Raw genomic sequence first — 22,557 nt, 5'->3', positions numbered from 1 at the left:
CGACGTCGCCGCGGTGCTGTACGAAATCGACGAGGTCCTGGAGTCGCACGCGGAGGATTTCGTGAGGGGCTTCGTCCAAAAGGGCGGGCAATAGTCCGTCCCCGGTATTCGGGAATTCACGGTCGCGACCGTCGAGGGCGGTCGGGCGGCGTTCGCCGCCCGGCCGCCCGGCACCTCCCCTCCTCGCTCCGCCGGTGATCGTCGGGCGGGTAGGGTGCGGGCAGCGCGCGCTTCAAGCTACCTGGAAGGAATCGTGTGGAAGCCAACTTTCGTGGCACCGGGCGTCTACCGGCTGCCTTCCTGACCCCGGGATCGTCCTCGTTCCTCGACTTCCTGGCGGAGCACCAGCCGGAGCTGATCCCCGGTCGCCGCGGGCTCCCCGAGGGCGCCGTCGTCGAGGCCCCGCACGGGACGACGATCGTGGCCGCGGTCTTCGACGGCGGTGTGGTGATCGCCGGTGACCGCCGGGCGACGATGGGCAACGTGATCGCCCAGCGCGACATCGAGAAGGTGTTCCCGGCCGACGAGTACAGCGCGGTCGGCATCGCCGGCACCGCCGGCCTCGCGGTCGAGATGGTCCGGCTGTTCCAGCTGGAGCTGGAGCACTACGAGAAGATCGAGGGCACCACGCTCTCCCTGGAGGGCAAGGCGAACCGCCTCACCACCATGATCCGGGGCAACCTGGGCATGGCGATGCAGGGGCTGGCGGTCGTGCCGATCTTCGCCGGCTACGACCTGGACCGCGGCCGCGGCCGGATCTTCAACTACGACGTCACCGGCGGGCGTTCCGAGGAGCGCGGCTTCGCCGCCACCGGTTCGGGGTCGGTCTTCGCCCGCGGCTCGATGAAGAAGCTGTACCGCGAGGACCTGACGGCCGACCAGGCCGTGACCCTGGTCGTCCAGGCGCTCTACGACGCGGCGGACGACGACTCCGCCACCGGCGGCCCGGACCTCGCCCGCAAGATCTTCCCGATCGTCTCGCTGATCACCGAGGACGGCTTCCGCCGGCTCACCGAGGCGGAGGTCACGGAGGTCGCCGTCGCCATCACCGACGAGCGCCTGACCCGCCCCAACGGTCCGCAGGCCCCGCTGATCTAGCCATCACCTCACAGGAAAGGGACGACCGCCGGTGTCGACACCGTTCTACGTCTCGCCCCAGCAGGCCATGGCGGACCGCGCGGAGTACGCCCGCAAGGGCATCGCGCGCGGCCGCAGCGTGGTCGTGCTCACCTACGCCGACGGCATCGTCTTCGTCGCGGAGAACACCTCCAGAGCGCTGCACAAGGTCTCCGAGATCTACGACAAGATCGCCTTCGCGGCGGTCGGGCGCTACAACGAGTTCGAGAACCTGCGCATCGGCGGCGTCCGCTACGCCGACCTGCGCGGCTACTCCTACGACCGGGCCGACGTCACCGCCCGCGGCCTGGCCAACGTGTACGCCCAGACCCTGGGCACCATCTTCTCCTCGGTCGGGGACAAGCCGTACGAGGTCGAGCTGATCGTGGCCGAGGTCGGCCGCACCAGCGACAACGACCAGATCTACCGGCTCACGCCGGACGGCTCGGTCGTCGACGAGAAGAACTACGTGGTGGTCGGCGGCAACGCCGACTCGATCGGCAACTACCTGGGCCAGCGCCACCGCGTCGGCCTGAGCCTCACCGAGGCGGTGAAGGTCGCGGTCGACTCGCTCGCCCGCGACCCCAACGGCGGCAGCCCGCGCAGCCTCACCCCGGAGCAGCTGGAGGTCGCGGTCCTCGACCGCCAGCGGTTCCAGCAGCGCAAGTTCAAGCGGATCCTGGGCAACCAGCTCGGCCGGCTGCTCGACGGGGACCAGTCCGCCGAGGCGGACGACGAGGACAACCCGGCGGACACCGCGCCGGAGTAGCAGTGCCTGCGGAGTCCCGTACGGCGGCCGGACCGCCGACGTGCGGGACTCCGGTGCCCCTGCGGCGGCCCAGTCGTCGTGGAGGCGGTTTCGGACAGCTCCGACCAGAATGGAGTGCTCATGGACCGCCGGATTTTCGGGCTGGAGAACGAGTACGGCGTGACCTGCACGTTCCGCGGGCAGCGACGGCTGTCGCCGGACGAGGTCGCGCGGTACCTGTTCCGCCGGGTCGTCTCCTGGGGCCGCAGCAGCAACGTCTTCCTGCGCAACGGCGCCCGGCTCTACCTCGACGTCGGATCCCACCCCGAGTACGCCACGCCCGAGTGCGACGACGTGGTCGAGCTGGTGACGCACGACAAGGCGGGCGAGCGCATCCTCGAAGGCCTCCTGGTGGACGCCGAGCGGCGGCTGCACGAGGAGGGCATCGCGGGGGACGTCTACCTCTTCAAGAACAACACCGACTCCGCCGGGAACTCCTACGGCTGCCACGAGAACTACCTGGTGGCCCGGCACGGCGAGTTCTCCCGGCTGGCCGACGTGCTGATCCCCTTCCTGGTGACCCGGCAGCTGATCTGCGGCGCGGGCAAGGTGCTGCAGACCCCGCGCGGTGCGGTGTACTGCGTCAGCCAGCGGGCCGAGCACATCTGGGAGGGCGTCAGCTCCGCCACCACCCGCTCGCGGCCGATCATCAACACCCGGGACGAGCCGCACGCGGACGCCGAGCGCTACCGCCGGCTGCACGTGATCGTCGGCGACTCCAACATGTCGGAGACGACGACGCTGCTCAAGGTCGGCGCCACCGACCTGGTGCTGCGGCTGATCGAGGCCGGTGTGGTGATGCGCGACCTCACCCTGGAGAACCCGATCCGGGCGATCCGCGAGGTGAGTCACGACCTCACCGGCACCCACCAGGTGCGGCTCGCCAACGGCCGCGAGGCCAGCGCGCTCGACATCCAGGAGGAGTACTACAGCAAGGCTCTGGAGTTCGCCGACCGCAAGGGCATCAACACCGGCACGATCGCGCGGGTCCTCGACCTGTGGGGCCGCACCCTGGAGGCCGTCCGCTCCGAGCGGCTGGACGGGGTGGCCACCGAGATCGACTGGATCATGAAGTACAAGCTCATCGAGCGCTACCGCGAGAAGCACCAGATGAGCATGTCCAACCCGCGGGTGGCGCAGATCGACCTCGCGTACCACGACATCCACCGCCGCCGGGGCCTGTTCTACCTGCTCCAGGGCAAGGGCCAGGCGCAGCGGGTGACCACCGACCTCAAGACCTTCGAGGCCAAGTCGATCCCGCCGCAGACCACCCGGGCCCGGCTGCGCGGGGACTTCATCCGCCGGGCGCAGGAGCAGCGCCGGGACTTCACCGTGGACTGGGTGCACCTGAAGCTGAACGACCAGGCGCAGCGCACGGTGCTGTGCAAGGACCCGTTCCGTTCGGTGGACGAGCGGGTGGAGAAGCTCATCGCGGGCATGTAGTCCACGGTTCGTGAGCGAGGTGCCCTGATCACGGCACCGTCCGGCCCCGGTGGTGTCTACCGGGGCCGGACGCGTGCCGGGCATACGCTGTCCGTCGAGTCAGGAGAGCCGACTTCGACCGACAGTTAGGACCACCGTGCGCCGCACCGCCGGTTTGCTTCTCACCCTGCCGCTGCTGCTGGTGGTCGCCTGCAGCAGTTCCACCAAGGCGGCCGGACCGGCGACGCCGTCCGCGGCGAGCGCTGCCCCGACGGTGCCGGCGCCGGTCAGCGAGGCGCCGCCGATGCCCACTCTTTCGGGTGGCGGATTCGGCAGCAAGGCGACCATCACCATCCCCGAGGGCCAGCCCAGCGGTCAGTTCGTGGTGAACACGGTCACCGAGGGCGAGCGCCAGACCGTCAACAAGGGCGACTGGGTGACGGTGAACTACACCGCGAAGGACTGGACGACGGGGAAGGACCTGCCCAGCTCGTACGACCCGAACGGCAAGCCGCAGCTCTACCAGGCGGGCAGCGGGCAGCTGGTGCCGGCGCTGGACCAGAGCGTGATCGGCAAGAAGGTGGGCAGCCGGCTGCTGGTGGTGGCCCCGCCGGCGGCGGCCTTCGGCGAGCAGGGCTCCACCCAGCTGGGCGTCGAGAAGAACGACACCGTGGTGTTCGTGCTGGACATCATGGAGAGCCTGGCGCCGGACTCCACGCTGACCGGGACCATGACGCAGCCGCCCCCGACGCTGCCGCAGGTCAAGGACAACGGCAAGGCGCCGGTGACGATCACGATCCCGGCCGGGCAGCCCGCACCCACCGACCTGCAGCAGGCGGTGCTGATCAAGGGCGAGGGCAAGCAGGTCAAGAGCGGGCAGACCCTGGTGGTGCAGTACACCGGGGTGCTGTGGAGCAACGGCCAGCAGTTCGACTCCTCGTGGTCGCACGGCGGGGCGCAGGCGGTGCAGATCGGCACCGGCAGCGTGATCGAGGGGTGGGACAAGGGCCTGGTGGGGCAGAACGTCGGCAGCCGGGTGATGCTCGTGGTGCCGCCCGCGCTCGGCTACCAGGACAAGGCGCAGGGCGCCGTCCCCGCGAACTCCACGCTGGTCTTCGTGATCGACATTCTGGAAGCGGTCTAGGAAGTCACCCGGGGGATTCCGTACGCTTGGGCGGACGCTCGTACAACGAAGCGTCCGCCCTCATCCTGAGCTGTCATACTGCCCTCGCGCTGTGGCAGGTGCCGTCCGGCGCCGAGGTCCGGGGCGGGCGGTGCGACGGCAGGCCGGCGTTCAGCACGCCGGGCGCAGACCTGGAAGACCTGTGGCGAGATGGATGGGGAGTCATGACTGAGAAGACGCCGAGCCCGGGCGGGGCCGGCACCGCGGCGAACGACAGCTCTGCGGGTGACCCGGCCGCCTCCCGTCCCGGCGGCCCGCTTCCGGGGGACGGCGAGTCGATCGTCGTCCCGCCGTCGATCCTGAAGCAGCAGGCCGGCTGGGCGCAGCCCGGCGAGGCGCCGCGTGCCCCGGGCGGGACGACGACCGACGACACGCCGCAGATCTTCGCCTCCACCGTCCGCCGGGCCGACACCTCCGAGGCCGGGTACGACGAGAACCCGCCGAGCGTCGGCCGGCTCGGTGTGATCCTCGGCACGGTGCTGGCCGTGCTGCTGGCGGGCAGCGCCGTGACGCTGTACCTGGTCAACAAGGACGGTGGCGGCAAGGACGCGAGCGCCGCGAAGCCGGACGCCGCGACCGCGCCGCCCAAGCCGACCGCCGACCCGGTGCCGCCGATCAAGGACAGCGCCAAGGTGCTGCCGACCGTCACCGGCGACTTCGGCAAGAAGGCCGACATCCAGGTGCCGGGCGAGGCGTCGGACGGCTCCTTCGTGGTCAAGGTGCTCTCCGAGGGCTCCGGCGCCAAGGTGGACAAGAACTCCTGGACCTCGGTGGACTACACCGCCAAGGACTGGAACACCGGCAAGGACATCCCGAGCTCGTACGACGCCAACGGCAAGCCGCAGATCTTCCAGGCCGGCACGGACTCGCTGATCCCGGCGCTGGACCAGGCCGTGATCGGGAAGAAGGCCGGCAGCCGGATCCTGGTGGTGGCCCCGCCGGCCGCCGCGTTCGGCTCCCAGGGCAAGGCCGACATGTCGATCGGGCCCAAGGACGACCTGATCTTCGTGATCGACGTCCGCAACGCCAACGCGCCGGACGCGGTGGTCAGCGGCACGGTCACCCCGCCGCCGGCGGACTTCCCGCAGGTCAAGGACAACGGCAAGAAGCCGGCCGAGATCACCCCGGTGGCCGGCGCCAAGGACCCGACCGAGCTGAAGTCCCACGTCCTGATCAAGGGCAACGGGCCGAAGGTGGAGAAGGGCGAGAAGGTCGTCGTCCAGTACACCGGCGCGCTGTTCAAGGACGGCAAGGTGTTCGACTCCTCGCTCAGCAAGGGCCAGGCGTTCACCTTCCCGGTCGGCGGCGGCCAGGTCATCCAGGGCTGGGACCAGGGCCTGGAGGGCCAGACCGTGGGCAGCCGGGTCGAGCTGGTGATCCCGGCGGCGCTGGGCTACGGCGACAAGGGCCAGGGCGACATCCCGCCCGGCGCGACGCTGGTCTTCGTGGTGGACATCCTGGACGCCGGTCAGGGCTGATCCACTTTCGGGTGACAATAGTGTCTGTGTGACCTTCGGGCCCGGCCGCGTGGCCGGACCCGTACGGGCGGCGGGCGCGCGTACCGTGGTCCGTCCCCGCTGTCGGGGCGGACCGGGTGCGGGCGCCCGCCGCTTGGTCGTGTACGGAACCGCCAAATGTGAGAAGAGGGACTGTGAGCGTCAACCTCAACGAGAAGCCCGAGATCGACTTCCCGATCGGCGACGCCCCGACGGAGCTGCAGATCCGCGACATCGTCGTCGGTGACGGCGCGGAGGCCAAGAAGGGCCAGAACGTCAGCGTCCGCTACGTCGGCGTGACCTTCGAGACGGGCGAGGAGTTCGACGCCAGCTGGAACCGGAGCCCGAACGAGTTCCGTTTCCCGCTGGGCGGCGGCCGCGTCATCAAGGGCTGGGACCAGGGCGTCGTCGGCATGAAGGTCGGCGGCCGCCGCGAGCTGACCATCCCGTCGCACCTGGCCTACGGCAACCAGTCGCCGACCCCGGCCATCCCGGCGGGCTCGACCCTGATCTTCGTGGTCGACCTGCTGGCCGTCTGAGCCTGCTCGCACCGTGGGCCGGACCCCTCCGGGGGCCCGGCCCACGGGCTTGTCCGGGTGCGGAGGACACCGCGCGGGAACCGGGTGCGGGAGGCCGCTTTTGCCGTGCGTACCGCTACCGGTACGGTCGGTCCCGCCGGGTGGTGATCGCCCGGTTGGCGCACCCCGCGCGCGGCGCGGCACACCGGAAGGGTCAGCGATGGCGATCGCCAAGGCAGAGCGGCTGATGAATCTCGCCCTGTGCCTGATGAACACCAGACGTCCGCTCTCCAAGAAGGAGCTGCGGGAATCCATCGAGGCGTACCGCGAGGCCTGGCAGGGCAGCAGCGAGGACGCCTTCAACCGGATGTTCGAGCGGGACAAGGACGACCTGCGCGAGCTCGGCCTGGTGATCGACGTCGACGAGAGCGCCCTGGACGGCGAGCTGGGCTACCTGGCCCGCGCCGACCGCAACCGGCTGCCCGAGATCGCGCTGGACGCCGAGGAGGCCGCCGCGCTGACGCTGGCGGCCCGGGTCTGGCAGCAGGCCAAGATGTCCGGCGCGGCCAGCGGCGCGCTGCAGAAGCTGCGCGCGGCCGGGGTGCCGTTCGCCGAGGCCGAGGGCCGTTCCGCCCTGGAGCCGCGCATCCCCGCCCGGGAGGCCGCGTTCGAGCCGCTGCTCACCGCCGCCCGGGACCGCCGCCCGGTCACCTTCGAGTACCGCAAGGCCGGCGCCGCCGCCGTCGAGCAGCGCAGCGTGGAGCCGTGGGCGCTGGAGTGCTGGCGCGGCCACTGGTACCTGGCCGGCTACGACCGCGACCGCGGGGACGCCCGGGTGTTCCGGCTCAGCCGGATCACCGGCAGGGTGAAGGCGCGGAGCGGGGCGTTCCTGGGCACCGTGCCCGAGCACGTGGACGTCCGGGCCACCGTGGCGAAGTTCGCGGGGGAGGGGGCCACCGCCACCGCGACCGTCCGGGTCCGCCGGGGCGCCGGCTTCCCGCTGCGCACCAAGGCGCTGAACAGCACCCGGGTGGACGAGGCCTGGGACGAGCTGGAGATCCCGTACGGCAACGGGCTGGGCGCCGATCTGGCCGAGTTCGGGCCGGACGTGGTGGTGCTCGGGCCGGAGGAGCTGCGGGCGGATGTGGTCGACCGGCTGCGGGCGGTCGCGGGGCTGGACTCGGAGGACGTACGGGCATGAGCAACGCCATTGACCAGACCAGGCGGATGCTGTCGCTGGTCACCTACCTGCGCGAGCGGCCGGGGGCCGAGGTCGCCGAGGTGGCCCGCGCCTTCGGGATCAGCGAGCGCGAGCTGATCGGGGACCTCAACGTGCTGCCGATGTGCGGCACCAGCTTCCGCGGCGGCGACCTGCTCGACATCGACACCGACGGCGAGCGGATCTGGTGGCACAACGTCGACGACGTGGCCCAGCCGCTGCGGCTGGCCGCGGACGAGGCGACCGCGCTGCTGGTGGCCGCCCGTGCGGTGGCCGGCCTGCCCGGACTGCGGGCCGGGGATCGGGAGGCGCTCACCCGGGCCGTCGCCAAGATCGAGAACGCGGCGGGCGAGAGCGCCGAGGGCAGCGCCCGGGTCGGCGTGACCTTCGAGGCGGAGAGCCACGTCTTCGCGGACATCGACCGCGCGCTCAGCGAGGGCCGCCGGCTCTGGCTGCGCTACTACTCGCACGGGCGCGGCGGGATGACCGAGCGCGAGGTCGACCCGATCCGGCTGCTCACCGAGGGCCACACCTACCTCGAAGCCTGGTGCCGCACCTCCGAGGACCACCGGATGTTCCGGCTGGACCGGGTCGCCGAGATCCGTGTGCTGGACGTCCCGGCCGACCCGCCCCGGCGCGAGCCGCGCGACCTGAGCGGCGGGCTGGTCAACCCGGCGGCGGACGACCCGGAGGTGGTGGTCGAGGTCTCCTCCGGCGGCCGCTGGGTGGCCGAGTACTACACCCACGACCGGGCCGAGGAACTGCCCGACGGCGGGCTGCGGATCACCCTGCGCAGCGCCGACCCCTCCCAGCTGCGCCCGCTGGCGCTGCGGCTGGGCCGGGACGGCCGGATCGTCTCGCCGCCCGAACTGGCCGAGCAGGCGCGCTCGGCCGCGCGGGAAGCGCTGGCCGCCTACGGGGAGGGGCAGGTCTGAGCGGTGGAACCCGGGACCAGATTCAAGGTGTACTGCTCGGAGTGCCGGGAGAAGGTCGAGCTCCCGGCCGAGGAGTTCCGCCTGACCCTCGGTCGCACCCCGGCCCAGGCGCACTACAGCTTCGGATGCCCGCTCTGCGGGGCCGCGGTGCGCAAGCCGGCCGGGGAGAAGATCGTCGAGGCGCTCACCGGGGCCGGGGTCCGCACCATGCGGCTCGTCCCGGTCGAGGGATAGTGCCCGTGGTGCCCGTATAGGGTGGGGCGCATGTCCTGGATGCTCGTCGCCGCCGTCCTGCTCGCCACCGCGGGCCTGCTGGTCCTGGGGGTCCTCGCGATCCGGCTCTGGCTGGACGTGCGGGCGCTGGCCAAGGGCGTGGACACGGCCTCGCGGGCACTGGCCACGGCGGCCGAGGAGCTGGCCGCGGCGGTGCCGGGCCGGTAGCACACCGCGGACGTGGACGGTACGGGGGCTGCTGCGCGGACGTAGGGCCGGGTTACGCTCTCAGATGGCTCCCGAATCCGTGTGCCGGGGGCCGCTGTCCTGTTCGGGCGGCCGTCGTCGTGGCGTCACCCGCAGCGGTTACCATCCGCAGCGGGCGGCCCGGCGGGCCGCCATGACTGAAGGTGGTCGCGCATGCGCATCTCGATGACCGCGATCGTGGTGATCGTGGTACTCGCCATCGTGCTGTTCGGAGCCAAGCGGCTGCCGGAGGTCGCGCGGTCGCTGGGGAAGTCGCTGCGGATCCTGAAGAGCGAGGCCAGGGCGATGCGGACGGACGGCGAGTCCGAGCAGTCCGCGCGGCCCGCTCCGGCGCCGCTGGACGGCGCCGCGGGCCGGGCCGTCCCGGGAGCTCCGGGCGCGTCGGACACGGCCCGCCCGGTGGCGGAGCCGGACGGCGAACGCCCGCACTGAGCGCGGCGCGCACGTGACACACGTGACGTACGCGGTGAGCGCGACACACGCGACGCACGCGAGGCACGCGACGCACGCGACGCACGCGACACACGCGACGCACGCGAGGCACGCGACCATGGAGGCCCGTCGACCGGCGGGCCTCGACGCACGAGTTGAGGACCGGGGTTGAGCAAGCTCTCCAAGGCGCCGAAGGCGTCAAAGGATCCTGAGGGGCGGATGGCCCTCGCCGACCACCTGCGGGAACTGCGCAACCGCGTGGTCAAGTCGGTCCTGGCGATCGTGCTGATCACCATCGTGGCCCTGATCTACCACAAGCAGCTCGAAAGCCTCCTCCTCAAGCCGCTTCCGCAGTGCACCGAGGCGACCGCGGGCCAGTACCACGGCAAGTGCGCCCAGGTCTCCACCATCGGTCTGACCTCGGGTTTCACCTGGATGCTCAAGGTCGCGCTGACGGCCGGCGTGGTCGGTTCGGTGCCGATCTGGCTGTGGCAGGTGTGGGCGTTCGTGGCGCCGGGCCTGCACCGGCACGAGAAGAAGTACACCGTCATCTTCATGGTGTGCGGGGCGCCGCTGTTCCTGGCCGGTGTGGGTGTCGCGTTCCTGGTGCTGCCCGCCACGGTCGAGGTGTTGATCTCGTTCACGCCGGACAAGACCACGCCGATCCTGCCGCCGGACGACTACTTCGACATCGCCACCCGGATGGTGCTGGTCTTCGGCCTCGCCTTCGAGTTCCCGCTGCTGCTCGTGATGATGAACCTGGTCGGCATGGTCAGCGGCAAGCGGCTGCTCGGCTGGTGGCGCGGCATGGTCATGGGCATCACGGTGTTCGCGGCCTTCGCCACGCCGAGCGCCGACCCGCTGACCATGCTCGCGCTGGCCGCGCCGATCTGGGGCCTGTACTTCATCGCGGTGATCATCGCGCTGGCCTTCGACAAGCGCAAGGCGCGCCGCAACCCGGACGCCCTGCTGGACGACGAGGAGGCCTCGCACGTGGACCTCTCCGTGCAGCCGGTGGCCGGTGCGGAGAGCGTCCACGCCTCCGCGGCCCCGGCGGCGAGCAGCGCTCCGGTGCCGGCCGCGCGGCACGAGCAGATGGACGACATCACCTGAGCCGGTGGGTCCTGAGGGAGCCCCGGCCCGTCGCCAGCGAGCGACGGGCCGGGGCTTTCCGCTGGTCGGGGGCTTTTCCGGGTTTCGGCCGGGCGGTCTTGGCAGGGTGGATGGCATGTGACATATTACTGACGTGCTGAAGACCGAGAGACCTCCCCTGGACGTCGTCGTGGTCGGCGCCGGTGTGGTCGGCGCCGCCTGCGCCTACTACGCCGCCCGCGCCGGGCTCGCCGTCGCCGTCGTGGACCGCGGGCCGGTGGCCGGCGGCACCACCGGCGCGGGCGAGGGCAACCTGCTGGTCTCCGACAAGGAGCCCGGGCCCGAGCTCGACCTCGCGCTGCTCAGCACCCGGCTCTGGCGCGAACTCGCCGAGGACCTCGGCGCCGCCGTCGAGTACGAACCCAAGGGCGGCGTGGTGGTCGCCTCCACCGGCGCCGGCCAGGAGGCGCTGCGGGCCTTCGCCGCCGGTCAGCGCGCCGTCGGGGTGGTCGCCGAGGAGGTGCCCGGCGAACGGCTGCGGGAGCTGGAGCCGCACCTCGCCCCCGGCCTGGCCGGCGGCTTCCACTACCCGCAGGACGCCCAGGTCCAGCCCGCCCTGGCCGCCGCCCACCTGCTGCGCGCCGCCCGCCGGATGGGCACCGAGCTGATCACCGGGGAGACCGTGACCGCCGTCGACCGGGGGCCGGACGGCGCCGTGCGCGGCGTGCGGACCGACCGCCGGCGACTGGCCGCGCCCGCCGTGGTCAATGCGGCCGGCACCTGGGGCGGCGAGCTCGCCGCCCTGGCCGGGGTGCACCTGCCGGTGATGCCCCGGCGCGGCTTCGTCCTGGTCACCGAACCGCTGCCGCGGGTCGTCCGGCACAAGGTCTACGCCGCCGACTACGTGGCCAACGTGGCCAGCGGCTCGGCCGGGCTGGAGACCTCCGCCGTGATCGAGGGCACCCCCGGCGGGCCGGTGCTGATCGGCGCCAGCCGGGAGCGCGTCGGCTTCGACCGCACGCTCTCCCAGGAGGTGCTGCGCCGGCTGGCCGGCCAGGCCGCGGAGCTCTTCCCGGTGCTCGCGGACGTCACCGTGCTGCGCGCCTACCGGGGCTTCCGCCCGTACCTGCCGGACCACCTGCCGGCCGTCGGGGCCGACCCGCGAGTCCCCGGGCTGTATCACGCCTGCGGGCACGAGGGGGCCGGGATCGGGCTCGCTCCGGCGACCGGGCTGCTGATCAGCGAACAGCTCACCGGGAAGCAGCCGGAGCAGGACCTGGCGCCGTTCCGCCCGGACCGGTTCCCCGCGCCGTGACGCCCGGCCACCGGGTGCCGTGACGCCCGGCCACCGGGCCGCCGTGAGGCCCGGTGGGGTGGGACCCACCACCGCGCGGGGTCGCGCCGCGATCGTTCCGCATGAGATTCCGTCCTGGATTGGAGACGCCGCCGATGCGCCGCCGCACCCCCGCCGGGCTGGTCGAGGCCGAGCCCGGGCCCGCCCACCACATCGAGTTCGACGGGCGGCCCGTCCCCGCGCTGCCCGGGCAGTCGATCGCCGCCGCCCTCTGGGCCGACGGCGTGCTCGCCTGGCGCACCACCCGGGTCGGCGGCAAGCCGCGCGGGGCGTTCTGCGGGATCGGCAGCTGCTTCGACTGCCTGGCCACCGTGGACGGCCGGCCCAACCAGCGCACCTGCCTGCTCCCCGCCGAGCCCGGCACCACCGTCACCACCCAGGAGGGCCACGGCCGTGCCGACCTCGCCATCTGACCCCTCGTCCTTCGACCTCGCGGTGATCGGGGCCGGCCCGGCCGGGCTCGCCGCCGCCGTCACCGCCGCCGACCTCGGTCTGCGCTGCGTCCTGCTGGACGGCGGACAGCACACCGGCGGGCAGTACTACCGTCACCCGGCGCCCGGCCTCGGCGCGGCCCGGCCGGACCGGCTGCACCACCACTGGTCCGCCTACACCGGCCTGGCCGACCGGCTCGACGCCCACGAACGGGCCGGGCGGGCCGCCTTCCGGGCCGGGCACCAGGTCTGGGCGCTGGAGCGCGCCGCGGACGGCTTCGCGGTGCACGCCACCCGCGGGCCCGAAAGCACCGACCGGGCCACCGTCCGGGCCCGGTCGGTCCTGCTCGCCACCGGCGCGTACGAGCGCCAGCTGCCGTTCCCCGGGTGGACCCTGCCCGGGGTGGTCACCGCGGGCGGCGCCCAGGCGATGCTCAAGGCCGGGCTGGTCCTGCCCGGACGCCGGATCGTCGTCGCCGGGAGCGGACCGCTGCTGCTCGCCGCGGCGTCCTCGCTGGTCACCGCGGGCGCCGAGGTGCCCGCCGTGGTCGAGGCCACCGCCTACCTCGGGTACGCGCGGCGCCCGGGCGTGCTGGCGGGCGTCCCCGGCAAGCTGGTCGAGGGCGCCGGGCACGGCGGTGCGCTGCTGCGGCACGGCGTCCGGCTGCGCCCGCGCAGCGCGGTGGTCGAGGCGCACGGCACGGACCGGGTCACCGGTGTCACGGTGGCCCGCCTGGACGCCGACTGGCGGCCCGTGCCCGGCAGCGAGCGGCGGATCGACTGCGACGCCCTCGCGGTGGGCCACGGCCTGCTGCCGCAGATCGACCTGGCCACCGAGCTGGGCGCGCGGACCACGGCCGGACCGGACGGCGCGGTCGCGCTGGCGGTCGACGCCCGGCTGCGCACCAGCGTCCCCGGCCTCTGGTCGGCGGGGGAGACCAACGGCGTCGGCGGCGCCGACCTCGCGCTCGCCGAGGGCGAGCTGGCCGCGCACGCGGTGGCCGGGGCGCTGCCGACGGCCGCGCTGCTGCGCCGGCGCTCCCGGCTGCGGGCCTTCGCCGAGCTGATGGCCGCCGCCCACCGGCCGGGGCCGGGCTGGACCGGCTGGCTGCGCCCGGACACCGACGTCTGCCGGTGCGAGGAGGTGCCGGTCTCGGCGATCCGGGAGGCCGTGGACGAGCTGGGCGCGGGCGATCCGCGCACCGTCAAGCTGCTCACCCGGGCCGGGATGGGCTGGTGCCAGGGGCGGATGTGCGGTCCGGCCGTGGCGTGTCTGGCCGGCCCGGCCGGGGATCCGGGCGGTCCGGGGCCCGACCGGCGGCCGCTGGGCTGTCCGGTGCCGCTCTCGCAGCTGGCGGCGGGGCCCACCCCGGAGTCGTGACGGGCGCGCCGTCGAACCGGCGTCCGCCGGCGAAGCGGCGCCCGCCGTGGAACCGATGCCCGCCGGCGAACGGACGGGCCGGGGACCTTGTCTCCGGCCTGTCCGTGCTTATAAAATGTCACACCTCACCAAGGAGTTCATCGTGTCCATCACCCCCCACGACACCGCCCGTCCCTGGCGCGGCATCATGGTCGCCACCACGATCCCGCTGCGCCCGGACCACTCCGTCGACTACGACGCCTACGCCGAGCACGTCCGCTGGCTGATCGACTCCGGCTGCGAGGGCGTCGTCCCCAACGGCTCGCTGGGCGAGTACCAGACGCTCACCGCCGAGGAGCGCGCCCGGGTCGTCGAGGTGGCCGTCGAGGCGGCCGGCGACGGCGCCCGGGTCATGCCCGGCGTGGCCGCGTACGGCAGCGCCGAGTCCCGCCGCTGGGCCGACCAGGCCGCCGAGGCCGGCGCCGGCTCCGTGCTGCTGCTGCCGCCGAACGCCTACCGGGCGGACCACGCCTCGGTGCGCGCGCACTACGCCGAGGTCGCCAAGGCGGGCCTGCCGATCGTCGCGTACAACAACCCGATCGACACCAAGGTGGACCTCGTCCCCGCGCTGCTCGCCCAGCTGCACGGCGAGGGCTCGATCGTCGCCGTCAAGGAGTTCAGCGGGGACGTCCGCCGGGCGTACGAGATCGCCGAGCTGGCCCCCGGGCTGGACCTGCTGATCGGTGCCGACGACGTGCTGCTGGAGCTGGCGCTGGCCGGTGCGGTCGGCTGGATCGCCGGCTACCCGAACGCGCTGCCGGAGGCCTCGGTGGCGCTCTACGACGCTGCGGTCAAGCACGACCTGGAGACGGCGCTGCCGCTCTACAAGTCGCTGCACTCGCTGCTGCGCTGGGACTCCAAGACCGAGTTCGTCCAGGCCATCAAGCTCTCCATGGACCTCGCCGGGCGCCCCGGCGGTCCGGTCCGGGCCCCGCGTCAGCCGCTCACCCCGGAGATCGAGGCGGCCGTGCGGGCCGCCACCGAGAAGGCCCTGGCCGAAGGCCTCGCCTAGCCGTGCCGCCTCCCGGCCGGCTGCCCGCGCAGCCGGCCAGGCCCCCATCAACCACCAGAACCTGTACGGGAGTTGTGACCCATGCGCAGCCGTCACGTGTTCCACGCCGTCGACTCGCACACCGAGGGCATGCCGACCCGGGTGATCACCGGCGGCTTCGGCGTCATCCCCGGCGCCACCATGGCCGAGCGCCGGGTGCACTTCCAGCAGCACCTGGACCACTTCCGCACCCTGCTGATGTACGAGCCGCGCGGCCACGCGGCGATGAGCGGCGCCATCCTGCAGCCGCCCACCCGGCCGGACGCCGACTTCGGCGTGCTCTACATCGAGGTCTCCGGACTGCTGCCGATGTGCGGGCACGGCACCATCGGGGTCGCCACCGTGCTGGTGGAGACCGGGATGGTGCCGGTGGTCGAGCCGGTCACCACCGTACGGCTGGACACCCCGGCCGGGCTGGTGGTCGCCGAGGTGCACGTCGAGGACGGCGCCGCCAAGGCGGTGACCATCCGCAACGTACCCTCCTACTCCGTCGCCCTGGACAGCAAGATCGAGGTGCCCGGCTACGGCACGGTGACCTACGACCTCGCCTACGGCGGCAACTTCTACGCCATCCTGCCGCTCGCCGAGTTCGGGCTGCCCTTCGAGCGCGAGCGCAAGCAGGAGATCCTGGACGCGGGCCTCGCGATGATGGACGCGATCAACGCGAGCCCCGACCGGCCGGTCCACCCCGAGGACCCGTCCATCCACAGCTGCCACCACGTCCAGCTGCTCGCCCCCGGCTCCACCGCCGAACACTCCCGGCACGCGATGGCCATCCACCCCGGCTGGTTCGACCGCTCGCCCTGCGGGACGGGCACCTCGGCGCGCATGGCGCAGCTGCACGCGCGCGGGGAACTGCCGCTCGGGCAGGACTTCCGCAACGACTCCTTCATCGGCACGACCTTCATCGGGCGGCTGGTCGAGGGGACCGAGGTGGCCGGGCGGCCCGCCGTGGTGCCCACCGTCACCGGGCGCGCCTGGGTCACCGGCACCGCCCAGTACTTCCTCGACCCCAGTGACCCGTTCCCGGCGGGCTTCCTGCTCTGAACCGGTGGGCCGCCTGATCCGGCCGGGCCTCCTGCCGCTGCGGCCGGGCGGGCCTGCCGTTCCGGCCGGGCGGGCTCCCGGCTCCGAACCCGGCGGGCTCCCGGCTCCGAACCCGGCGGTCTCCTGCTCCGCACCTCCCCTGAAGGGCTGCAAGTCGTGACCATCACCTCGTACAACCCCGCCGATCCGGACGACCTCGTGGTCGCCGTCGAGGAACCCGGCGCCGAGGCCGTGCGGGCCGCCGTCGGGCGGGCGCGCACCGCGCAGGTCGGCTGGCTCGCGGCCGGCGCGGGCGCCCGGTCGGCGGCGCTCGGCCGGATCGCCGACGCGGTCGAGGCGCACGCGGAGGAGCTGACCGCGCTGATCGTGCGCGAGGTCGGCAAGCCGCTCGCCGAGGCGCGCGGCGAGGTCGCCCGGACCGCGGCGATCTGGCGCTACTACGCGCAGGCGCCGTACGCCGCCTCCGGGGCGGTGCACGAGACCGCCGCCGGGCCCGGACTGCTGCTCACCCGGCGCCGCCCCTACGGGGTGGCCGGGCTGATCGCGCCGTGGAACTTCCCGCTGGCGATCCCGACCTGGAAGGCCGCGCCGGCGCTGGCGACGGGCAACACGGCGGTCCTCAAGCCCGCGCCCGAGGCGACGGCGTGCGCGCTGCGGCTGGCGGAGCTGGCCCTCGGGGCCGGCCTGCCCGAGGACGTGCTCACCGTGCTGCCCGGTGGCGCGCAGGAGGGCGCGGCGCTGGTCGAGGCGGCGGACGTGGTCTCCTTCACCGGCTCGACCGGCGTCGGCCGGGCCGTGGTGCGCGCCGCGACCGAGCGAGGGGTGCCGGTGCAGGCCGAACTCGGCGGGCTGAACGCCGCGTTGGTGCTGCCGGACGCCGACATCGCGCAGGCCGCCGGCCACATCGCGGCCGCCATCGCCGGGTACGCCGGCCAGAAGTGCACCGCCACCAGCCGGGTGATCGCGGTCGGCGCCGCGTACGAGCCGCTGCGCGAGGCGCTGGTCAAGGCGCTGGCGGCGGTGGACGACTCGGTGTGCGGGCCGGTGGTCAACTCCGCCGCCCGGGAGCGGCTGACCCTCGCCGTCGGCTCGGCCGTGGCGGCCGGCGCCGAGGTGCTCACCGGCGGCGGGGTGCCCGAGCGGGCCGGCTGGTACGTCGAGCCGACCCTGCTCGCCGGCGTACCGGCCGAACACCCGCTGGCCCGCGAGGAGTTCTTCGGCCCGGTCGCCGTGCTGCACGCGGCCGCCGACCTGGACGAGGCGATCGCGCTCGCCAACGACACCCCGCACAGCCTCTCCACCTCGGTGCACACCCGCAGCCTGGACGTGGCGCTGGCCGCCGCCGACCGGCTGGACGCGGGCATGATCCGGGTCAACGCGCCGTCCAGCGGTGTCGACTTCCACCTGCCCTTCGGCGGGGCCAAGGGCGCGAGCCACGGCGAGCGCGAACAGGGCCAGGCCGCACTGGACTTCTACACCGTCAGCCGGACCGTCAGTGTGCTGCCGGGCGGAGGCGCCTGATGTACGTCCGCACCGTCGACTACCACACCGCCGGCGAGCCGTTCCGGATCGTGCTGGACGGCGCACCGGCGATCCCCGGCGAGACCGTCGCCGAACGGCGGGCCATCGCGCTCGGCGCGGGCGGCAGCGCCACCGCGCCCCGGCCCAGCGCGCTGGACGACGTCCGGCAGCTGCTCACCCGGGAGCCGCGCGGCCACGCCGGGATGTACGGCGGGTTCCTGGTGCCGCCGGACGACGACGGGGCGCACCTCGGCGTGCTGTTCTGGCACAAGGACGGCTACTCGACGGCCTGCGGGCACGGCACCATCGCGCTCGGCGCCTGGGCGGTGGACTCCGGACTGGTCGCGTCCCCCGAGGACGGCGTGGCGCCGGTGCGGATCGACGTGCCCTCCGGCCGGGTCACCGCGCTGGTCCACCGGGCCGGCGGGCGCACCACCGGGGTCACCTTCCGCAACGTGCCCACCCGGGTGAGCGCGCTGAAGCTGCCGGTGCGGACCTCGCGCGGCACGGTCGAGGTCGCCGTCGCGCACTCCGGCGCCTGCTACGCCTCCGTGCCGGCCGCCGCGCTGGGGCTGGCCGTGGAGCCGGCGCAGCTGGCCGAACTCACCGCCGCGGGGCGGGAGATCAGGGCGGCCCTGGCTGACTCGGAGGCGGTGGCGCACCCGATCGACCCCCGGCTGTCCGGGGTGTACGGCGTGATCCTCCACGACGAACTCCCCTCGGAGGGAGGGGTGTTGAACCAGCGGAACGTCACCGTCTTCGCGGACGGGCAGATCGACCGCTCGCCCTGCGGCTCCGGAACCTCCGCCCGGCTCGCGGTGCTCGCCGCCGAGGGCCGGCTGGCCCCGGGCGAGCCGCTGCGGCACGAGTCGGTCATCGGCACGGTGTTCACCGGCCGGGTGCTCCCGGGCGGCGACCCCCTGGGCGAGGGCGTCGTCACCGAGGTCGGCGGGACGGCCTGCCGCACCGGCGAGCACGGCTTCGTGCTGACGCCGGACGACGAACTGGGGACGGGGTTCCTCCTGTGAAGCCGACTGCCCGGCCCGGTACGGCGGTTGTGCCGCTCCAGTACGCCGTGAAGGGCACCGGCGGCGTCGGGCCCGCCGGGGCAGTGGGGGCGATCGAGCGGGTGCTGCTGGACGGGTTCGACCCGGAAGCGGCACCCGCCCGGTCGGCCGTGCCGGTACCGGCCGGCGAGCTGCTGATGATGCCGGCCGCCGCCGGGCCGTACGCGGGCGTGAAGATCGCCGGGGTGGCGCCGGACAACCCGCGGCACGGGCTGCCCCGGATCACCGGCAGCTACCTGCTGCTGGACGGGCCCACCCTGCAGCCGATCGCCCTGCTGGACGGTGCCGCGCTCACCGCGCTGCGCACGCCCGCCGTCACCGCCGCCGCACTGCGCCGGCTGGCGGTGCCGGAGGCCGCGCACCTGGTGCTGTTCGGCTCCGGACCGCAGGCGTACGGGCACCTCGACGCGCTGCTGGCCGTCCGGCCGCTGACCCGGCTCACGGTGGTCGCTCGCGACGCCGGGCGGGCCGGGGCGCTGGTGGCGTACGGGCAGCGGCTCGGGCTGGCGGCCGCCGTCGGCGGGCCGGAGGCGGTCGCGGAGGCGGACCTGGTGGTCTGCTGCACCACCGCGCGCACACCGCTGTTCGACGGGGCGCTGGTGCCCGCGCACGCGGCGGTGGCGGCGGTCGGCTCGCACGAGCCGGACGCGCGGGAGGTGGACGAGGCGCTGGTCGAGCGGGCCGAACTCTACGTGGAGGCGCGCTCGGTCGCGGCCCGGGAGGCCGGGGACCTGCTGATGGCGGGCGTGGCCGGGCGGCAGCTGTGGAACCTGGCCGAGCTGGTGCGCGGCGACGCGCTGCTGCCGACCGGGCGGCCGCGGTTCTTCAAGAGCGTCGGGATGGCCTGGGAGGACCTGGCGGTCGCGGCCGAGGTGCACAAGGCGGGTGCTGCGTTGCCGTAGCGGCTCAGTCGCCGATGAAGCAGATCCGACTCCCCGGTGTCGCGGCGCAGTTGGCGAGCAGGTTGCGCAGGTCGCGGACGGCCGCCCGCTGCGCCTCGGTGGTGCAGCGGGCGAGCAGCGCGGTGGCTTCCTCGAAGGCGGCCGCCGCGTCCTGCTCGCCGAGGTGGGTGTCGCGGTACGGGGCGATCCGGCCGAGCCGGTGGTCGGCCGGGCCGGTGTGCGCGGCCAGGGCTTCGGCGAGCGCGCCGCCGTGGTCGACCGACAGGTGCAGCAGGCCGGTGGCCCGGCCGCTGTTCGGGCGGCCGTCGTACAGGGCGATCTCGATGCCCAAGTCCGTTGCTCCTGGCGGTGGTCGGGAGTCGTGGGGCCGGAGCCGGCCCGGTGGGAAGGGATCCCCCGCCGGGCCGGCTCCTTTTGCGTGCCGCGGTGCGGTCAGCAGTAGGTCGCGAGCAGCCGGGCCAGGTGCCTGCCGCTGACCAGCAGCGGCTCCTCGCTGCGGGCGATCTGGGCGGCGAGCTCGGCGCCCTCCAGGGTGCTGATGACCGTGCCGGCCAGTTCGCCGGCGTCCTGCCCGTCGATGCCCGCCGCGACCAGGTGTTCCACCACGACGGCCCGCCAGTTGGCGAAGGCCTCGGCCACGGCCTGCTCGATCCCCGGCGCGCGGCCGACCGTTTCCAGGGCGGTGCTGCTGATCGGGCAGCCGTCCTGCCAGTCGGAGGCGCGCAGCTCCCGCGCGAGCATCGTGGTGCAGGCGACGATCGCCTCGCCGAGGTCCGCCGAGGAGCCGAGCCCGGCGCGCAGCAGGACGGCGAACTCCTCGTCCCCGTGCCGGATCGCCTCGGCGGCCAACTCCTTCTTCCCGCCGGGGAAGAAGTGGTAGACGGAGCCGAGGGTGGCCCCGGCCTCGCGGGAGATCTGCTTGATCCCGGTGCCCTCGTACCCCTGGCGCTGCAGCAGCCGGGAGGTGGCCCGGACGATCCGCTCGCGGGTGCCGACGGGGGCGGCGGTGGTCTTCGCGGGGGTCTCGGGCGCATCGGGCGTCTTCACGGCGTGATCCTAGCCGATGAAATGAATAGAGCGTTCGTTCCAGAGCTGTGTTAGCGTCGGCCCGGCGTTCTGGATAGAGCGTTCGTTCTAGCAGAGGGGGTAGCTGCATGTCCGTCGAGCGGCAGCAGAAGTCGAACCGGTCGGAGCCGTCGGGGCGGTCGGGGCCGTCGAACCGGTCGGAGCCGTCGGGGCGGTCGGTGACGGTGATCGGGCTCGGCCCGATGGGGCGGGCCATGGCCGGGGCGTACCTGGACGCCGGGTACGCCGTCACGGTGTGGAACCGCACGGCCGGGCGGGACGGTGAACTGGTGGCCCGGGGCGCGGAGTCGGCGCCGAGCGCGCGGGTGGCGGTGGCGGCGAACGAACTGGTCGTGCTCAGCCTCACCGACTACGACGCGGTGTTCGCGGTCCTGGACGCCGTGGCACCGGTCCTCAAGGGCAAGGCCGTCGTGAACCTCAGCTCGGACACCCCCGAGCGGGCCCGCGAGGCCGCCCGTCGGCTCGCCGGGCTCGGCGCCGGGCACTTGACCGGCGGTGTGCAGGTGCCGCCCTCGGGCATCGGCAGCCCCGGGTCGTCCACCTTCTACAGCGGGCCGGTCGAGCTGTTCCAGCGGCACCGGGCCGCCCTGGAGGTTCTCACCGGCGCCGACTACCGGGGCGACGACCCCGGACTGGCGCAGCTGTACTACCAGATCCAGATGGACCTGTTCTGGACCTCCCTGGTCGGCTACCTGCACGCCACGGCGATCGCCGAGGCCAACGGGATCACGGCCGAGCAGTTCCTGCCGTACCTGAGCTCGACGGCCGCCTCGCTGCCCGGCTTCCAGGCGTTCTACGCGCCGCGGATCGCCGCCGGCGACCACCGCGGGGACGTCGACCGGGTGACGATGGCGCTCGCGAGCATCGAGCACGTCCGGCACACCGCGGAGGCCTCCGGGGTCGACGGCGCGCTGCCCGCCCTCCTGGCGGACGCGTTCCGGCGGGGCGCGGAGTCCGGGAACGGCGCGGCGAGCCTGACCACGCTGGTCGGGCAGTTCCGTCGGGCATAGCCCCGACCGCAGTGGCAGATCGTGTGCCGTCGGCCGTTGTCACGGCCGACGGCCGCTGCCACCATGAGCGTCGGCGGGCTTGACGGGCCGTTCGAACCACGGACAGTTGCGCACGCAACGTAACGTGACATTGTACGCTGGTGTTCTGCACCCATCCGGAGGAACACCATGGCCGACCTCAAATCCCGCACCCTGATCTCCGTCCAGGAGCGGCTTCGCGACCAGGTCGCCCACGCACTCCGGGCGGCCCTGATCTCCGGCGAACTGCGCCCCGGCGTCGTCTACTCGGCGCCCGCCCTCGCCGCCGACTTCGGCGTCTCCGCGACCCCGGTCCGCGAGGCCATGCTCGACCTCGCCCGCGAAGGCCTGGTCGAGGCCGTCCGCAACAAGGGCTTCCGGGTCACCGAACTCACCGAGCGCGACCTGGACGACTACACCGAGATCCGCGCCCTGATCGAGGTCCCGACGGTCGGCCGGGTGACGCGCTCCGCGACCAAGGACCAGCTGGAGCGGCTGCGCCCGCAGGCCGAGGCGATCGTCGCGGCGGCGCGCAAGCACGACCTGATCGGCTACCTGGAGGCCGACCGGCAGTTCCACCTCGACCTGCTCGGCCTGGCCGGCAACGCGCGGCTGGTCGACGTCGTCGGCGACCTGCGCAAGCGCTCGCGCCTGTACGGCCTCAACCGCCTCGACGAGCGCGGCGAGCTGGTGTCCTCGGCGGAGGAGCACCTGGAGCTGCTGGACCTGATGATCTCCGGCGACGCCGAGGCGGCCGAGGCCTGCATGACGCGGCACCTCAGCCACGTCCGCTCGCTGTGGGCGGGCCAGGACGAGGCGGCCGAGCCGGAGCGCCCCGCGCTGCGCCTGCGGGCCCGGTAAGGGGCCAAACCACTCGTCCGGGTGAAGGCCGACGATCGGGCGTGGGAGGGCGCCCGGGTTCTACGATGATGCTCTCGACATCGGCAGT

The 22,557-nt window shown here is 73.7% G+C and carries 25 protein-coding genes; 23 read left to right on the top strand and 2 right to left on the bottom strand.

Features of this window, described 5'->3' with window-relative positions; translation table 11 throughout:
• From ACIRST_RS07060 to ACIRST_RS06960, 21 genes are all read left to right on the top strand, one after another.
• Positions 1–94: ubiquitin-like protein Pup (locus tag ACIRST_RS07060; protein ID WP_402800643.1), on the top strand; the 94-nt coding region annotated here is incomplete at its 5' end.
• Between the two features lie 161 nt (positions 95–255).
• The gene (prcB, locus tag ACIRST_RS07055; protein ID WP_402800618.1) at positions 256–1,098 is read left to right on the top strand and encodes a proteasome subunit beta; all 843 of its coding nucleotides are present in this window, start codon (positions 256–258) and stop codon (positions 1,096–1,098) included.
• A gap of 31 nt (positions 1,099–1,129) precedes the next feature.
• Positions 1,130–1,885 (top strand): proteasome subunit alpha, encoded by a 756-nt coding sequence (gene prcA, locus ACIRST_RS07050; RefSeq protein WP_350523845.1) that lies wholly within the window; start codon positions 1,130–1,132, stop codon positions 1,883–1,885.
• A 120-nt stretch (positions 1,886–2,005) separates the two neighbouring features.
• Complete coding sequence (gene pafA / locus ACIRST_RS07045) at positions 2,006–3,367, top strand: Pup--protein ligase (protein WP_350523844.1); 1,362 nt, start codon at positions 2,006–2,008, stop codon at positions 3,365–3,367.
• Between the two features lie 136 nt (positions 3,368–3,503).
• Entirely contained in the window at positions 3,504–4,490 is a 987-nt protein-coding gene (locus ACIRST_RS07040; RefSeq protein WP_402800616.1) for an FKBP-type peptidyl-prolyl cis-trans isomerase, read from the top strand.
• A 203-nt stretch (positions 4,491–4,693) separates the two neighbouring features.
• Positions 4,694–6,007, top strand: a complete 1,314-nt coding sequence (locus tag ACIRST_RS07035; RefSeq protein ID WP_396548293.1) for an FKBP-type peptidyl-prolyl cis-trans isomerase — start codon at positions 4,694–4,696, stop codon at positions 6,005–6,007.
• 173 nt (positions 6,008–6,180) lie between these two features.
• Positions 6,181–6,564, top strand: coding sequence for an FKBP-type peptidyl-prolyl cis-trans isomerase (locus ACIRST_RS07030; RefSeq protein WP_350523841.1), 384 nt, complete (start codon positions 6,181–6,183; stop codon positions 6,562–6,564).
• A 199-nt stretch (positions 6,565–6,763) separates the two neighbouring features.
• Positions 6,764–7,744, top strand: a complete 981-nt coding sequence (locus ACIRST_RS07025) for a WYL domain-containing protein (protein WP_350523840.1) — start codon at positions 6,764–6,766, stop codon at positions 7,742–7,744.
• Entirely contained in the window at positions 7,741–8,697 is a 957-nt protein-coding gene (locus tag ACIRST_RS07020; protein ID WP_316520336.1) for a WYL domain-containing protein, read from the top strand. Before ACIRST_RS07025 ends, ACIRST_RS07020 begins: the two co-directional genes overlap by 4 nt.
• A 3-nt stretch (positions 8,698–8,700) precedes the next feature.
• Entirely contained in the window at positions 8,701–8,931 is a 231-nt protein-coding gene (locus ACIRST_RS07015; RefSeq protein WP_196946782.1) for a hypothetical protein, read from the top strand.
• Positions 8,932–8,961: 30 nt separating this feature from the next.
• Positions 8,962–9,138 carry a hypothetical protein gene (locus ACIRST_RS07010; RefSeq protein WP_350523838.1) on the top strand — a complete coding sequence of 59 codons (177 nt, stop codon included), beginning with the start codon at positions 8,962–8,964 and terminating at the stop codon, positions 9,136–9,138.
• Positions 9,139–9,330: 192 nt separating this feature from the next.
• Positions 9,331–9,609 carry a Sec-independent protein translocase subunit TatA gene (gene tatA, locus ACIRST_RS07005; protein WP_396548296.1) on the top strand — a complete coding sequence of 93 codons (279 nt, stop codon included), beginning with the start codon at positions 9,331–9,333 and terminating at the stop codon, positions 9,607–9,609.
• A 168-nt stretch (positions 9,610–9,777) separates the two neighbouring features.
• The gene (tatC, locus tag ACIRST_RS07000) at positions 9,778–10,722 is read left to right on the top strand and encodes a twin-arginine translocase subunit TatC (protein ID WP_350523836.1); all 945 of its coding nucleotides are present in this window, start codon (positions 9,778–9,780) and stop codon (positions 10,720–10,722) included.
• A gap of 133 nt (positions 10,723–10,855) precedes the next feature.
• Positions 10,856–12,016 carry an FAD-binding oxidoreductase gene (locus ACIRST_RS06995; protein WP_350523835.1) on the top strand — a complete coding sequence of 387 codons (1,161 nt, stop codon included), beginning with the start codon at positions 10,856–10,858 and terminating at the stop codon, positions 12,014–12,016.
• A 134-nt stretch (positions 12,017–12,150) separates the two neighbouring features.
• Entirely contained in the window at positions 12,151–12,468 is a 318-nt protein-coding gene (locus tag ACIRST_RS06990; RefSeq protein WP_402800614.1) for a (2Fe-2S)-binding protein, read from the top strand.
• The gene (locus ACIRST_RS06985) at positions 12,449–13,867 is read left to right on the top strand and encodes an NAD(P)/FAD-dependent oxidoreductase (RefSeq protein WP_350523833.1); all 1,419 of its coding nucleotides are present in this window, start codon (positions 12,449–12,451) and stop codon (positions 13,865–13,867) included. The genes ACIRST_RS06990 and ACIRST_RS06985 overlap by 20 nt, the downstream gene beginning before the upstream one ends.
• 187 nt (positions 13,868–14,054) lie before the next feature.
• Positions 14,055–14,918: a dihydrodipicolinate synthase family protein gene (locus tag ACIRST_RS06980; RefSeq protein WP_396548465.1), complete on the top strand. Its 864-nt coding sequence runs from the start codon at positions 14,055–14,057 to the stop codon at positions 14,916–14,918.
• 81 nt (positions 14,919–14,999) lie between these two features.
• Positions 15,000–16,004 carry a proline racemase family protein gene (locus ACIRST_RS06975; protein WP_350523831.1) on the top strand — a complete coding sequence of 335 codons (1,005 nt, stop codon included), beginning with the start codon at positions 15,000–15,002 and terminating at the stop codon, positions 16,002–16,004.
• A gap of 156 nt (positions 16,005–16,160) precedes the next feature.
• Positions 16,161–17,525 carry an aldehyde dehydrogenase family protein gene (locus tag ACIRST_RS06970; RefSeq protein ID WP_402800612.1) on the top strand — a complete coding sequence of 455 codons (1,365 nt, stop codon included), beginning with the start codon at positions 16,161–16,163 and terminating at the stop codon, positions 17,523–17,525.
• Entirely contained in the window at positions 17,525–18,553 is a 1,029-nt protein-coding gene (locus ACIRST_RS06965) for a proline racemase family protein (RefSeq protein ID WP_350523829.1), read from the top strand. The genes ACIRST_RS06970 and ACIRST_RS06965 overlap by 1 nt, the downstream gene beginning before the upstream one ends.
• Positions 18,550–19,494 (top strand): ornithine cyclodeaminase family protein, encoded by a 945-nt coding sequence (locus tag ACIRST_RS06960; RefSeq protein ID WP_402800609.1) that lies wholly within the window; start codon positions 18,550–18,552, stop codon positions 19,492–19,494. Before ACIRST_RS06965 ends, ACIRST_RS06960 begins: the two co-directional genes overlap by 4 nt.
• Before the next feature lie 4 nt (positions 19,495–19,498).
• Here ACIRST_RS06960 and ACIRST_RS06955 read toward each other — a convergent pair whose 3' ends face one another.
• Positions 19,499–19,825: a hypothetical protein gene (locus tag ACIRST_RS06955; protein WP_402800607.1), complete on the bottom strand. Its 327-nt coding sequence runs from the start codon at positions 19,823–19,825 to the stop codon at positions 19,499–19,501.
• 101 nt (positions 19,826–19,926) lie between these two features.
• Positions 19,927–20,541 carry a TetR/AcrR family transcriptional regulator gene (locus ACIRST_RS06950; RefSeq protein ID WP_402800604.1) on the bottom strand — a complete coding sequence of 205 codons (615 nt, stop codon included), beginning with the start codon at positions 20,539–20,541 and terminating at the stop codon, positions 19,927–19,929.
• 197 nt (positions 20,542–20,738) lie between these two features.
• On the opposite strand from ACIRST_RS06950, the gene ACIRST_RS06945 reads away from it, so the two are divergent.
• Both ACIRST_RS06945 and ACIRST_RS06940 read left to right on the top strand, forming a co-directional pair.
• On the top strand, positions 20,739–21,590 hold the full coding sequence (locus ACIRST_RS06945; protein ID WP_402800601.1) for an NAD(P)-dependent oxidoreductase: 852 nt from the start codon (positions 20,739–20,741) through the stop codon (positions 21,588–21,590).
• A 168-nt stretch (positions 21,591–21,758) separates the two neighbouring features.
• Entirely contained in the window at positions 21,759–22,469 is a 711-nt protein-coding gene (locus ACIRST_RS06940) for a GntR family transcriptional regulator (RefSeq protein ID WP_402800599.1), read from the top strand.
• Positions 22,470–22,557 lie beyond the last annotated feature (88 nt).

The organism is Kitasatospora sp. NPDC101447 (assembly GCF_044767225.1).
Lineage (GTDB): Bacteria > Actinomycetota > Actinomycetes > Streptomycetales > Streptomycetaceae > Kitasatospora.
The sequence above is the reverse complement of the archived record's forward strand: the minus strand, read 5'-3'. Positions and strand labels throughout refer to the sequence as shown.

What these genes read in the sequence shown, in the direction of transcription:
- pafA (WP_350523844.1), top strand. Translation starts at nt 2,006, where the DNA reads ATGGACCGCCGGATTTTCGGGCTGGAGAACGAGTACGGCGTGACCTGC.
- ACIRST_RS07035 (WP_396548293.1), top strand. Translation starts at nt 4,694, where the DNA reads ATGACTGAGAAGACGCCGAGCCCGGGCGGGGCCGGCACCGCGGCGAAC.
- ACIRST_RS07025 (WP_350523840.1), top strand. Translation starts at nt 6,764, where the DNA reads ATGGCGATCGCCAAGGCAGAGCGGCTGATGAATCTCGCCCTGTGCCTG.
- ACIRST_RS07020 (WP_316520336.1), top strand. Translation starts at nt 7,741, where the DNA reads ATGAGCAACGCCATTGACCAGACCAGGCGGATGCTGTCGCTGGTCACC.
- ACIRST_RS07010 (WP_350523838.1), top strand. Translation starts at nt 8,962, where the DNA reads ATGTCCTGGATGCTCGTCGCCGCCGTCCTGCTCGCCACCGCGGGCCTG.
- tatA (WP_396548296.1), top strand. Translation starts at nt 9,331, where the DNA reads ATGCGCATCTCGATGACCGCGATCGTGGTGATCGTGGTACTCGCCATC.
- ACIRST_RS06990 (WP_402800614.1), top strand. Translation starts at nt 12,151, where the DNA reads ATGCGCCGCCGCACCCCCGCCGGGCTGGTCGAGGCCGAGCCCGGGCCC.
- ACIRST_RS06980 (WP_396548465.1), top strand. Translation starts at nt 14,055, where the DNA reads ATGGTCGCCACCACGATCCCGCTGCGCCCGGACCACTCCGTCGACTAC.
- ACIRST_RS06975 (WP_350523831.1), top strand. Translation starts at nt 15,000, where the DNA reads ATGCGCAGCCGTCACGTGTTCCACGCCGTCGACTCGCACACCGAGGGC.
- ACIRST_RS06965 (WP_350523829.1), top strand. Translation starts at nt 17,525, where the DNA reads ATGTACGTCCGCACCGTCGACTACCACACCGCCGGCGAGCCGTTCCGG.
- ACIRST_RS06940 (WP_402800599.1), top strand. Translation starts at nt 21,759, where the DNA reads ATGGCCGACCTCAAATCCCGCACCCTGATCTCCGTCCAGGAGCGGCTT.